Below are 12,424 nucleotides of genomic sequence, written 5' to 3'. Positions count from 1 at the left end.
ATAAACGATATTTCAGCATAAAGGAGATTTCTATGTCCGTACCCTTGCTCCTGACCCTGCTGGCGGGTGGCGCTACCTTTGTCGGTGCCCTGTTCGGCATTATTGGACAGAAACCTTCCAACCGCATGCTGGCGTTTGCTCTCGGCTTTGCCGCCGGGATTATGCTTTTGATATCGCTGATGGAAATGCTGCCCGCAGCGCTGCACACCGTCGGTATGTCGCCCATGCTGGGTTATGGGATGTTCATGCTTGGCCTGCTGGGGTATTTCGCGCTGGACCGCATGCTGCCGCACCAGCATCCGCAGGATTTAATGCAGAAACCACTCAAGCCGCAAAACCTGAAGCGCACCGCCGTGCTGCTGACGCTGGGCATCAGTCTGCACAACTTCCCGGAAGGTATCGCCACCTTCGTCACCGCCAGCGCCGATCTGGAACTGGGTATGGGTATTGCGCTGGCCGTGGCCATTCACAATATTCCTGAAGGCCTGGCGGTTGCCGGGCCGGTGTATGCCGCAACCGGGTCAAAAACCAAAGCCCTGTTGTGGTCGGGCATTTCCGGCATGGCGGAAATTCTCGGCGGCGTTTTAGCGTTTCTGCTGCTCGGCCCGATGATTTCGCCGGTGGTGATGGCATCGATTATGGCCGCGGTTGCCGGCATCATGGTGGCGCTGTCGGTCGATGAGTTGATGCCGCTGGCCAAAGAAATTGATCCGCACAATAACCCGAGTTACGGCGTGCTGTGCGGGATGGCGGTAATGGGATTTAGCCTGACGCTGTTGCAAAGCGGCGGCATCGGTTAACGATTTTCAGCCACAAAAAAGCCGCATTCCGCGGCTTTTTTCATCGTCAGAATATCCGTCTGTGATCAGCTGGCTTTCTGCTCGTGCGCCTGGCGATAAGCCACCAGATCTTCGATAGTCAACACAGTCATATCATGCTGTTTGGCAAACAGGATCACTTCCGGCGCATGCGCCATGCTGCCATCGTCGTTAGTCAGTTCACACAGCACGCCGGCAGGTTTGAAACCGGCCATCGCAACCAGATCGATAGTGGCTTCAGTATGGCCACGACGGCTCAGCACACCACCCGGCTGCGCACGCAGCGGGAACACGTGCCCTGGACGGTTCAAATCGCTAGGCTTGGCGTTATCGGCCACCGCCGCGCGAATGGTGGTCAGGCGATCGGAAGCGGAAACACCGGTGGTCACGCCCTGCGCCGCTTCGATAGTCACGGTGAAGGCCGTCTGGAACTGGCTGGAGTTGTTGGTCACCATCATCGGCAGTTCAAGCTGCTGACGACGTTCTTCGGTGAGACACAGACACACGATACCGCTGCCGTGGCGAATGGTCAGCGCCATCTGCTCAACGGTCATGGTTTCTGCGGCGAAGATCATATCACCTTCGTTTTCACGATTTTCATCATCGAGCACCATCACACCGCGCCCATTGCGCAATGCTTCAAGAGCGCGTTCTACGCGTTCTACCGGCGTGCCGAAATCTGAAAGTAGGGTCTGATTCATGGTAAAAAACCTCATTAAAAAATTATGGATTACCAGAACCAGGGCGATCTTGAGGAGTAGCTAGCAATAGCTAAAAAAATAACGCAGCGGGCGCAAACCCGGCAGATACCGTTACTCTCTCCCATCCGGACTATAACCGTCGGCCCCGGAATTACACCGGATCTGCTGACCTCTAACCAAGCTGCAAGAGACTGGCTGAGCGCTCGCGGGCTTTCACCGTAGAAGGTGATTTACCGCCGGTGGGGACTTGCACCCCGCCCTGAGAATAAGCTTCTTGACTATAACGCTAATGATTAATCAGGGCAATTGGCAAAAGCACAAATCGGTCAACCACCGGGAATGCGGTTAATAGTTTATCCGGCGGGCAACTCGCATTACACTAGGCGACAGCTATTAAACTCTGAAAGGGATACGCCATGATTGACCCGAAAAAAATTGAACAGATCGCACGCCAGGTGCATGAATCCATGCCTAAAGGCGTACGTGAATTCGGGGAAGACGTTGAGAAGAAAATCCGTCAGGTGCTGCAGTCGCAGCTTACCCGTCTGGATTTGGTCAACCGCGAAGAGTTCGACGTGCAGACTCAAGTGCTGCTGCGCACCCGAGAAAAACTGGCGTTGCTGGAACAGCGCATGAACGAGTTGGAAAGCAAGCTGAACGCTGCACCGGCCGCGCCGCAGCCAGACGCAGAAACAGAATAAGTTACCGCTAAGGGCGCGGCACCGCGCCCTTATTGTTGCTTGACCGCGGCCCGCGTGGTAACACCAGCCAAATCAGCGCGAACATCCCCAGCGCATACAGGCTTTTCCAGCCAATAATGACCATCAACAGCACGCACAGCACCCACCCCAGCGCCGCCATTAGCCGCGAACGTCCGCGCAAAATCCGGCAGCCCGCCAGCATACACAGCAGATAGATCAGCACGAAGATGCCATTGGCATACACCAGCAACGTATCCAGCGGCAGTTTCAGCGTATAAATCAGCAAGGTAAACAGCAGGCAACTGCCCACCACCGCGCTTAATGCATTGACCGGCGCCTGTCCGGCAGACAGTTTGGCCAACGCGCTGGACGGGCGATCCTGCGCCTGCGACCACACCAATCGGGCGAAGCTTTGGGTATAGATATTCACGCTGGCAAAACAGGCCAGATAGCCAATAACGCAGGCCACCCACAGCGCATGCTGCCCAAACAGCTGCACCACAATGCCCGGCAACGATGCCGCCGCTGCCTGATGCTCGCCGTAAGCGTGGAAGTGCAACACCGCCACGGTACACCCCCAGTACACGGCGCCGGCGACCAACATGCCAAACAGCAGCGCACGCGGGAAATCGCGCTCAGGGTTGCGGAACTCGGTCGCCAGATGCGCAAAGGCTTCCAAACCGACAAAGCACCAGAACATGACCGCCAACGCGTGGAACAGATTCGGGGGAGATATTTCGTTGATCGCGGGCCAGGGGATCTGAGCGGGAGAGATGCCGCCGCGCCACCAGATGGCGGCCACCAACGCCACCACCAGAATGGCGATCAGCGTTTGAATATTGGCACTGGAACCGGCACCGCGAGTGCCCAAGAGCCAAATCACCACCAGCGTGGCGATCTGCACCAGCAGCAGGCCATTGGCGCTCCAGCCGAACATGGCTTGCCAAAAACCCGCGGCAATCTGTAACGCCGCAGGCAAACCGACCGGGATCACCGACAGAAACAGCCAGCCGGTCACTTTCGCCATGCGCGGCCCAAAGGCCAGGCCGACAAAGTGCGCTGCACCACCGGCGCTGGGGAAGTGCCGGCCCAGAGCCGCAAAAGCGATGGCTATCGGGAATACCAGCACAATCAATACCGGCCAGGCCCACAGGCTATCGCCCTGAGCCACCTGCGCCGCCAGTGCAGGAACGGCGAACACGCCCGTTCCCAGCAATGAAGTGGACAATAGCCCAACGCCCTGCGCCAAACCCAGTTCCTGCTTCAGTCCACTCACTGCCCACCGCCGTTTTCAGCGGGCGTTAACCACGCCCGTCTTTGATTGCCTTGATGATATTCGTGGTCGACAGACCGTCTTCAAAGTTCAGTACCTTGACGTCACCGCCATTGGCCCATACCTCGGTGCTGCCGGCGATTTCTTCAGGTTTATAGTCGCCGCCTTTCACCAGTAAATCCGGCAGGACATCGGCGATAAGACGCTGAGGCGTGTCTTCTTCAAATGGCACAACCCAATCCACCGCTTCCAACGCTCCCAGAACGATCATGCGATTTTCCAGCGCGTTGACCGGACGAGTTTCACCTTTCAGGCGCTTGGTAGAAGCATCGCTGTTCACCGCCACAATCAGGCGATCGCCCAATTTGCGGGCATTAGCCAGATAGGAAACGTGACCGGCATGCAGAATGTCGAAGATGCCGTTGGTCATCACCACTTTTTCACCGCGCTGACGGGCTTGCGCCACGGCGGTTTTCAACTGGGCTTCGGTCATGACGCCAAAGCCGGTTTCGGCACGGCCACGCACCGCGTTTTCCAGTTCGATCGGGGAAACGGTAGAGGTCCCCAACTTGCCCACCACCACACCGGCAGCGGCATTGGCCAGGAAACAGGACTCTTCCAGCGTGTTACCGGCTGCCAATGCGGCGGCCAGCACGCCAATCACGGTATCGCCGGCACCGGTAACGTCGAACACTTCCTGCGCCAGAGTGGGCAGGTGCAACGGCGGAACGCCCAGTTGCAGCAGCGTCATGCCGTGTTCGGAACGGGTAACCAGCAGAGCGGAAAGCTCAAAGTCCGCCACCAGTTTCATGCCGCGTTCGACCAGCTCGGCTTCGTCTTTGCAGTGGCCTACCACCGCTTCGAATTCGGACAGGTTTGGCGTCAGCAGCGTCGCGCCGCGATAACGCTCAAAATCAGAACCTTTTGGATCGATCAGCACCGGTACTTTGGCGGCTCGCGCCAGTTGGATCATGCTCTGCACCTGACTCAGCGCACCTTTGGCGTAGTCAGACAGCACCAACGCGCCAATTTGCGGCAACGCCTGCTGGATGCGTTCCAGCATCGGTTGCGAATCGACGTTGGAGAAACCTTCTTCGAAATCGAGACGGATCAATTGCTGATTACGCGACAGCACGCGAAGTTTGGTGATGGTCGGATGCGTCGGCACCGAAACGAAATCACAGCGCACGTTCACTTCGTTCAACTTGGCACTCAAGGCACGCGCCGCATCATCAATACCGGTCAGGCCCACCAGGCGCGAGTTGGCACCCAGCGAAGCGATGTTCATCGCCACGTTTGCCGCACCGCCGGGACGCTCTTCGATGGTTTCAACCTTGACCACCGGCACCGGCGCTTCCGGTGAAATACGGCTGGTCGGCCCATACCAATAGCGATCCAACATGACGTCACCCACCACCAATACCCCGGCGCGGCGAAAATCAGGCAGTGTAACTTTCATCCGATAACTCCAAAAAAGTACAAAATTTTAGTGGCGCAGATATTACCACAGACGTCTGTAATAGCTGCAAAACGTATTGCGCAACCGGCCTGCTCAGCCCAGCCACTTCGCCCAACTGGCGCGGACTTGTTCACGCTCGGCGGCAAATTGCCCGCGGCCTACCTTGCCGGAATGCTCCTGCAATGCCAGGTGGTGAATTTCATCGCGCATGGTGACGTAAGCCTGGGTCAGCGCCTGCGCCTCTTCTTCCGGCATGATGCCGTAATTGGCCATCAGCTCGAAAATGCGTACGTTATCAGACCAACGCGTCAGGCGCGGTTCGCCGCTTGCATAGCCTAAGACCAGATACTGGGCAATAAATTCGATATCGGTGATACCGCCCTCGTCGGCCTTGATATCAAACAGTTCGCGCTGCTTGTTGCCGAGGTGATTACGCATTTTCTCGCGCATCTCACGCACCTCGCGCTGCAACGTTTCGCCGTCGCGGACTTTGCACAAGATCTCGCGGCGGATAACGTCAAACTGCTGATGCAGCGCCGGATCGCCATGCACGATACGCGCCCGCACCAGTGCCTGATGCTCCCAGGTCCAGGCTTCATTCTGTTGATAATCGGCAAAGGCTTCGACCGTGCTGACCAACATGCCTGCCGCGCCCGAAGGCCGCAGTCGGGCGTCGACCTCGTACAAAATGCCGGACGAGGTGCGGGTGCTGAACAGGTGCATCACGCGCTGTGCCAAACGCAGATAAAACTGACGGCCGTCGATGCAACGATCGCCGTCGGTCATCACGTCCGGCGGACAATCCAGGATAAACACCAGATCAAGGTCGGAGCTGTAACCCAGTTCCCAACCGCCCAATTTTCCGTAGCCAATCACGGCAAAGCCACGCCCTTCCCGCTCCTGCAAATGGGTCGGCTGACCATAGCGTGCAACCATATCGTTCCACGCCTGCTGCACCACCGTATCGATAATCGCTTCAGCCAGATAAGTAAGATGATCACTCACCTTCATCACCGGCAGCGCGCCAGAGATGCCCCCGGCGGCGATACGCAACTGCTGCGCCTGTTTGAACTGACGCAACGCCTCAAGCTTCTGCTCTTCGTCGTCTTCCGGTACCCGCAACAGGTACTGGCGCAGTTCGCTGCGGTAAGCGTCCGGAGCCACCGGCTGATACAGCGTCGCCGGATCCAGCAATTCATCCAGCAGCAGCGGATAACGCGACAGCTGATTCGCGACCATCGGCGAAGCGGCACACAGGCGAATCAAATGGCTGAGCGCCGCATGGTATTCCACCAGCAGCTCAAGGTAGGTGGTGCGGGTCACGATACTCAACAACAACTGCGTCAGGCGCAGCAGTGCGGTCGGCGCATCCTGACGCGGGCACACCTCAGCCAGCAGGCGCGGCATCAGTTGATCAAGCACGTCACGGCCGCGCGGGCCAATGGTGCGTTTATCGACGTCATGACGGAACTCGGCAATGGTGCGCAGCATCTGCCTGCGCGCCTCTTCATCCAGGTGAGGAGTCAGCGGCGCCAGTTCGTTCTCTTCCAGCGCGTCCTGCCACAGGCTGTGATAGTGCTGATAATCCGGATCTTCGCCTACATCGGGGCTATCGTCGCCAATCAAGTCGTTAAATACTGCCCTCACTGCCTGCATATGGCTGTCCAGCGCTGCCAGCAATGTCGACCAGTCATCGAACCCCATGCCCCAGGCCAAACGGGCCTGGTCGAGTTCGTCTTGCGGCAAGGTTTGGGTTTGCTGATCGGCAATCGCCTGCAGCAGGTTTTCCAACCGGCGCAGGAACAGATAACTGGCGCTCATCGCCTGCACCTGTTGCGGCTCCAGCAACCCCAACTCCCCTACCGCCTGTAACGTTGGCAGCAGCGAACGCCCTTGCAGCGCCGGCTCACGCCCACCGCGGATCAGTTGGAACACCTGAGTGATAAATTCAATTTCGCGGATGCCGCCGGCACCCAGTTTGATGTTGTCTTTCAGCCCACGGCGCCGCACTTCACGCGCGATCATGCCTTTCATGTTGCGCAGCGACTGGATCACGCTGAAATCGATATAGCGGCGGAAAACGAACGGCCGCAGAGTTTTGCGCAGCTCTTCACTGTAGGCGTCTTCCGAGCCGCCCATCAGCCGCGCTTTCACCATCGCATAACGTTCCCAGTCACGACCCTGCTCCTGGTAATAGTCTTCCAGCGCGGCGAAACTCATGACCAGTGGACCACTGTCGCCAAACGGCCGCAGCCGCATATCCACCCGATAGACAAAGCCGTCGATGGTTTGCTGATCCAGCGCCTTGATCAGCCGCTGCCCCAAACGGGTAAAGAACTGCGCGTTATCCAACTCGCGCCGGCCCCCCTGGGTTTGGCCGTTTTCCGGGTAGGCGAAGATCAAGTCAATATCGGACGAGAAGTTCAGCTCGCCGCCGCCCAATTTCCCCATGCCGAGGATCAACAGCGGCTGCGGTACGCCCTGCGCGTTACAGGGTGTGCCCCACTCACGGCAGCAGGTTTGGTACAGCCAATCGCGGGCGCTGACGATCAGCGTTTCCGCCAGCCCGCTCAGCTGCAACAGCGTCTCTTGCGTGCTGCACAGATCCTGCGCCTGCGCCCAGGCGATCCTCACCAGCGTCTCGCGGCGGAACAGACGCAGTGCGCGCATCAGTTGCGCTTCGTCACGCACTTCTTCCAGGGAGTCTTGCAACCAGGCGGCGTAATGCTGCCACTCGTCCGCCACCGGCGGTTGCTTGCGCAGCGTCTCCAGCCATGACGGCTGGTTGAGCAACATGTCGCAAACAAAGTCGCTCGACGCCAAAACCTGCAGTTCCTGATCGCTGAGCGAGCAGTCCGCGCCCTGAGCTTCCTGAAAACGCTGCACGATGGTCTGTGCCTGAATCTGTAACACGCGCGAGAGTGGCAACATAATGAAGGGTCCGTTCTGCGGCCCGCGCCTTGCAGGCCTGCTTAATTAACGAAGCGCGCCGTTTAACCAGAATGGCGCATGCGATAATGCCTGCTTGCGGCTGGATTCGTACCAGCCCTGACGCCGTTCGGCCAGTGCCAGCTGCAGTTCGCGCCAGCTTTCGATGTAAGGGCCGGTTTCCTCGTCGGGATAAGCACCGGACAGCAGGATAAATGCCGACACCTGACGGGTCAGACGCGGTAGCTGTTCCTCGTATTCATCCTCGTTTAACGTGCGAGTGAAAGCTTCTTTCAACTCGGCCGCGCTGCGCCCCAGCATAATGTCGCTGAAACGTTTGAAGGAACCGTCGAGTTTGGCCTGTGCCTTGGCATCGATAAAGGGTTTCCAGGCACCGGTCACCAACCATGATGTGAGCGCTAACTTACATTGCAGGTATTCTGCGCTGTAGCACAGCTCCTGCGGCTGGGTACTCTTATCAACCAGCAGCGGCTCCAGTGCGGTCAGACGGGCACGCAGATCGGCGCTGGCCTTGCGCGGTACCAGGCCGCCGAAGATCACCAACGCCTGGCGGATCAGCGCAATCGCCTCCATCACGCAACGACGGGACTGGGTATCGCCACGCAGCCACAGCTCTTCGTGATACTGCCAGTGGCTCAGGCCCAGTTCGAAGCTGGCCACCATTCCCTGCTCCACGCTGGATTTGGCCGCTGGCTTCAGTACCGTCAGAGGACGGCGCTCACGCGGGGCATTGCCCTGCGCCAGATGATAACCGCGCGCTGCCTTGCTCAGGTTGCCCTGACGCAAACCGCCATGTTCCGCCAGCGCGTTGGCCAGTGCCAGCAGATCACCGGTATTGCCCGTTTTAAGTTCCAGCTCGACTTCGCACAGCGCTTCGCTCAACTCACCAGCGCTCACCTCGCCCTGATCGAGCCCAACCTCAATCTCGCTCTTACCGTAAGTGACCACCCACTTCTCACGCACGAAATCGGTGCGGAACAGGGGTTGCAACGCCAGCTGCAGCGCGCTGATATCACAGTCTTGCGGCCAGATATCCGCCGGGAACTGATCCAGCGCCAATTCCGGCGTGGTGATAGCCACATTGTATTCCGGACGCTGATGCAAGCCCGCCACTACCTTGCCGGCGGTTTTGATGGTCATTTCATAGCTGTCGTCAAACCCGCGGATACGCAGCCCCATATCCTGGCTGCGCAGGAAATTATCGGCGGTTTCGAAGTAGATATTGGTCAGTTTTTGCGGCGCGGAATGCTGATTCGGCCAGGCAGCCAGTTGCTGAGGCAATGCGGCAACCGCATCCGGGGTCGCAATAAATTTCAGTTCTATTTCAACGGTCATAAGTCTTTTACACCAATAAGTTACGCATTCGCGTCAGCCTTCACGGCGGCGGGCCTCGCCTGCCATGCTTTGCCCGATGACGCACAGTTGCCGTTATCTTACCGCGATTCCCTGCGCCTTAACCCTGCTAACTGCAGAAAAAACCTGTTACGTTATAAAACACTGCGCAACTCACAGAATCTGCCACAGTAAGATAGTTCTCATTCCGGTTTTTGCGTTGCGTCGTCAGACTGAACGCTCTACTATCGTTCCCATAAATTCACACAGAAACGATGAACTAATGCAGAAATTACGCCTAATTTGCCTTGCCGTGCTGAGCTTCAGCATCACTTGGGGCGCCCATGCCGAAGATAAACGCTATATCTCCGATGAATTGAATACTTACGTCCATAGCGGCCCGGGTAATCAGTACCGTATCGTCGGTACCCTGAACGCCGGTGAAGAAGTCACCCTGTTGAGCGTAAATGACAGCACCAACTATGGCCAGATCCGCGATGCCAAAGGCCGCAACACCTGGATCCCGCTCAATCAGCTGAGCCAGACCCCAAGCCTGCGCACTCAAGTGCCCGCGCTGGAACAACAGGTCAAAACCCTGACTGACAAGCTGGCCAACATCGACAGCAGCTGGAACCAGCGCACGGCGGAAATGCAGCAGAAAGTGGCGGGCAGCGACAGCACCATCAGCGGTCTGCAGCAGGAAAACCAGGATCTGAAAAATCAGTTGGTGGTCGCGCAAAAAAAGGTCAATGCAGTTAACCTGCAGCTCGACGACAAACAGCGCACCATTATCCTGCAGTGGTTCATGTACGGCGGTGGCGTAGCCGGCGTAGGTCTGCTGCTTGGCTTGCTGTTGCCACACCTGATCCCTCGTCGCAAAAGCAACAACCGCTGGATGAACTGATTTCAGTATCGTTCAGTTTGAAATCGGGCGCCTGCGGGGCGCCCTTTTTATTGGCTGCGGCACAGCCCGGCTAATTGAGGTAATCTGGTCAGCAGAGCCTTAAGATAAATTCAGGAGTGAACAGTGAAGACTTACCTGGTCGGCGGCGCCGTCCGCGACAGCTTGCTTGAAATACCGGTGTTTGACCGCGACTGGGTGGTGGTGGGTGCCGCGCCGTCAGAGCTGATAGCACTGGGGTATCAACAGGTCGGTAAAGACTTCCCGGTGTTTCTGAACCCCAAAACTCATGAAGAATATGCGTTGGCGCGCACCGAGCGGAAATCCGGCCAGGGCTATACCGGCTTTACCTGTTACGCTGCGCCGGACGTAACGTTGGAAGAAGATCTACAGCGCCGCGATCTGACCATTAACGCCATCGCCCGCGACGCCGACGGCGAGCTGATCGACCCTTTCAACGGCGTGGCCGACTTGCAAGCGCGGGTACTGCGCCACGTATCCGATGCCTTTGGTGAAGATCCGCTGCGCGTGCTGCGCGTGGCGCGCTTTGCCGCTCGCTTCGCCCATCTGGGCTTTACCGTCGCCCCGGAAACCGCTGAGTTGATGCGTCAGATGGCGCACAGTGGCGAACTGACAGCGCTGACCGCAGAACGAGTCTGGAAGGAAACCGAAAAGGCACTGCAAAGCCAAAGCCCGCAGGTCTATTTCCAGGTGCTGCGCGACTGCGAGGCACTGAACGTGCTGTTCCCGGAGATCGACGCGTTGTTCGGCGTTCCGGCGCCCGCCAAATGGCATCCGGAGATCGACACCGGTATCCACACGCTGATGACGCTGGCTATTGCCGCCCAGCTCAGCCCCGAGGTCGACGTGCGCTTCTCGGCGCTGTGCCATGACCTCGGCAAAGGGCAGACGCCAAAAGAGCTTTGGCCACACCACCACGGCCACGGACCAGCCGGAGTCGTGCTGGTCGACGCCCTGTGTCAGCGGCTGCGGGTGCCCAATCCGGTGCGCGATCTGGCCAAACTGGTCGCCGAATATCACGACCTGATCCACACCGTTAACAAGCTGCGCCCGGAGACCCTGCTGAAGCTGTTTGATGCCGTCGACGTCTGGCGTAAGCCACAGCGGCTGGAACAGATGATCCTCACCAGCGAAGCCGATGCCCGTGGCCGGACCGGTTTTGAAAACAACCCCTATCCGCAAGGCGATTACCTGCGCCAGGCGTTTCAGGTCGCCAATGCCGTGTCGGTCAAAGACGTGGTGGCCAGTGGCCTGCAAGGGCTGGCGATCCGCGATGAGCTCAAGCGCCGCCGTCAGCAAGCGTTAGCCGACTGGAAGCAAACTCAGGATATCCCTCTCGATCCGGCATAAAAAAACCCCGCAGCGCGGGGTTTCTTATTTAGCGGGCCGCTTACATGAAGACCATGTACACCACGGCGGCCACGATAAAGCGGTAGATAGCGAACGGCACAAACGAGATGCGTTTGATCAGCGACAGGAAGGTCTTGATCGCAATCAGCGCCACCACGAAAGCGGTAGCAAAACCGACCGCAAACATCGGTAAATCGCTCATCGTCAGGAAGTGCAGGCTCTTGTACAAGTCCAGGCCGCTGGCGCCGATCATCATCGGCACGGCCAGAATGAAGGAGAATTCGGAGGCCGCATAACGGTTCACACCCACCAGCATACCGCCGGCAATGGTGGAGCCTGAGCGGGAGAAGCCCGGCCACAGCGCCAGACACTGGAAGCAACCAATCATAAACGCCTGACGGTAGGTTATGTCATCCAGCCCTTCGGCACTCGGTTTTTTCGGCTTCAGCCATTCCGCCGCCAGCAACAGGAAACCGCCGACCACCAACGCATACATCACGTTTTTCGGCGCGAACAGCGATTTGATAAAGTCATGGAACAACAGCCCCAGCACCACCGCCGGGATCATCGCCAGCAGGATATGGCCCAGTTTCAGCCGACCTGCCGTTTTACCTTCGTGTTCAACCGGCTTGCTGCCGAAATGAATGCCGATCAGCCCGAACAGACGGCGCCAGAACATCACCACCACCGCCAGGATCGACCCCAGCTGAATGATCACCTCAAAGGTTTTCGCCTTATCGCCGGTAAAGCCCAGCCACTCGCCTACGATGATCATGTGCCCGGTGGAAGACACCGGTAAAAATTCAGTTAACCCTTCAACCACCCCAAGAACAAACGCAATAAACAGTGAATGCATGTCCGCCATGTGCTTCGATCACCCTATAAATTTACGGCTATAAACATAAAAAAGCGGCAGTGT

The 12,424-nt window shown here is 58.0% G+C and carries 10 protein-coding genes and 1 riboswitch; of the genes, 4 read left to right on the top strand and 6 right to left on the bottom strand.

All coding sequences use genetic code 11. The features are described 5' to 3' along the window. Positions 1 to 32: 32 nt before the first annotated feature. Complete coding sequence (zupT, locus tag ACGS9J_RS08575) at positions 33 to 800, top strand: zinc transporter ZupT (RefSeq protein WP_442230512.1); 768 nt, start codon at positions 33 to 35, stop codon at positions 798 to 800. A 65-nt stretch (positions 801 to 865) separates the two neighbouring features. On the opposite strand, the gene ribB is transcribed toward zupT, so the two are convergent. Then, positions 866 to 1,519, bottom strand: a complete 654-nt coding sequence (gene ribB / locus ACGS9J_RS08570) for a 3,4-dihydroxy-2-butanone-4-phosphate synthase (protein ID WP_442230511.1) — start codon at positions 1,517 to 1,519, stop codon at positions 866 to 868. 109 nt (positions 1,520 to 1,628) lie between these two features. Next, positions 1,629 to 1,790: riboswitch (FMN riboswitch) on the bottom strand. Positions 1,791 to 1,935: 145 nt separating this feature from the next. Here ribB and ubiK point away from each other — a divergent pair. Continuing rightward, on the top strand, positions 1,936 to 2,220 hold the full coding sequence (gene ubiK / locus ACGS9J_RS08565; RefSeq protein WP_442230510.1) for a ubiquinone biosynthesis accessory factor UbiK: 285 nt from the start codon (positions 1,936 to 1,938) through the stop codon (positions 2,218 to 2,220). A gap of 7 nt (positions 2,221 to 2,227) precedes the next feature. On the opposite strand, the gene yjeH is transcribed toward ubiK, so the two are convergent. The 4 genes from yjeH to ACGS9J_RS08545 form a co-directional block, all read right to left on the bottom strand. After that, on the bottom strand, positions 2,228 to 3,496 hold the full coding sequence (gene yjeH, locus ACGS9J_RS08560; protein ID WP_442230509.1) for an L-methionine/branched-chain amino acid transporter: 1,269 nt from the start codon (positions 3,494 to 3,496) through the stop codon (positions 2,228 to 2,230). A gap of 25 nt (positions 3,497 to 3,521) precedes the next feature. Then, complete coding sequence (gene hldE, locus ACGS9J_RS08555; RefSeq protein ID WP_442230508.1) at positions 3,522 to 4,952, bottom strand: bifunctional D-glycero-beta-D-manno-heptose-7-phosphate kinase/D-glycero-beta-D-manno-heptose 1-phosphate adenylyltransferase HldE; 1,431 nt, start codon at positions 4,950 to 4,952, stop codon at positions 3,522 to 3,524. 93 nt (positions 4,953 to 5,045) lie between these two features. Further along, positions 5,046 to 7,883 carry a bifunctional [glutamate--ammonia ligase]-adenylyl-L-tyrosine phosphorylase/[glutamate--ammonia-ligase] adenylyltransferase gene (gene glnE, locus ACGS9J_RS08550; RefSeq protein WP_442230507.1) on the bottom strand — a complete coding sequence of 946 codons (2,838 nt, stop codon included), beginning with the start codon at positions 7,881 to 7,883 and terminating at the stop codon, positions 5,046 to 5,048. A gap of 45 nt (positions 7,884 to 7,928) precedes the next feature. Next, on the bottom strand, positions 7,929 to 9,236 hold the full coding sequence (locus tag ACGS9J_RS08545; RefSeq protein ID WP_442230506.1) for a CYTH domain-containing protein: 1,308 nt from the start codon (positions 9,234 to 9,236) through the stop codon (positions 7,929 to 7,931). Positions 9,237 to 9,516: 280 nt separating this feature from the next. Here ACGS9J_RS08545 and ACGS9J_RS08540 point away from each other — a divergent pair, with 280 nt between their 5' ends. Together ACGS9J_RS08540 and ACGS9J_RS08535 are read left to right on the top strand one after the other, a co-directional pair. Continuing rightward, entirely contained in the window at positions 9,517 to 10,137 is a 621-nt protein-coding gene (locus tag ACGS9J_RS08540; RefSeq protein ID WP_442230505.1) for a TIGR04211 family SH3 domain-containing protein, read from the top strand. 123 nt (positions 10,138 to 10,260) lie between these two features. Then, a complete protein-coding gene (locus ACGS9J_RS08535; protein ID WP_442230504.1) occupies positions 10,261 to 11,505 on the top strand; it encodes a multifunctional CCA addition/repair protein in 1,245 nt (414 codons plus the stop codon). A 40-nt stretch (positions 11,506 to 11,545) separates the two neighbouring features. Here ACGS9J_RS08535 and bacA read toward each other — a convergent pair whose 3' ends face one another. Next, positions 11,546 to 12,370: an undecaprenyl-diphosphate phosphatase gene (gene bacA, locus ACGS9J_RS08530; protein ID WP_442230503.1), complete on the bottom strand. Its 825-nt coding sequence runs from the start codon at positions 12,368 to 12,370 to the stop codon at positions 11,546 to 11,548. Positions 12,371 to 12,424: the final 54 nt, after the last annotated feature.

Origin of the sequence: Serratia quinivorans (assembly GCF_052113645.1) — a bacterium.
GTDB lineage: Bacteria > Pseudomonadota > Gammaproteobacteria > Enterobacterales > Enterobacteriaceae > Serratia > Serratia quinivorans_B.
Note: the sequence above shows the minus strand (reverse complement) of the source record. Positions and strands in the feature narration are given on the sequence as shown.

Excerpts from the sequence above, each read along its gene's own strand:
- ribB (WP_442230511.1), bottom strand. The coding sequence starts at position 1,519 with ATGAATCAGACCCTACTTTCAGATTTCGGCACGCCGGTAGAACGCGTA.
- ubiK (WP_442230510.1), top strand. The coding sequence starts at position 1,936 with ATGATTGACCCGAAAAAAATTGAACAGATCGCACGCCAGGTGCATGAA.
- ACGS9J_RS08545 (WP_442230506.1), bottom strand. The coding sequence starts at position 9,236 with ATGACCGTTGAAATAGAACTGAAATTTATTGCGACCCCGGATGCGGTT.
- zupT (WP_442230512.1), top strand. The coding sequence starts at position 33 with ATGTCCGTACCCTTGCTCCTGACCCTGCTGGCGGGTGGCGCTACCTTT.
- ACGS9J_RS08540 (WP_442230505.1), top strand. The coding sequence starts at position 9,517 with ATGCAGAAATTACGCCTAATTTGCCTTGCCGTGCTGAGCTTCAGCATC.
- bacA (WP_442230503.1), bottom strand. The coding sequence starts at position 12,370 with ATGGCGGACATGCATTCACTGTTTATTGCGTTTGTTCTTGGGGTGGTT.
- glnE (WP_442230507.1), bottom strand. The coding sequence starts at position 7,883 with ATGTTGCCACTCTCGCGCGTGTTACAGATTCAGGCACAGACCATCGTG.
- hldE (WP_442230508.1), bottom strand. The coding sequence starts at position 4,952 with ATGAAAGTTACACTGCCTGATTTTCGCCGCGCCGGGGTATTGGTGGTG.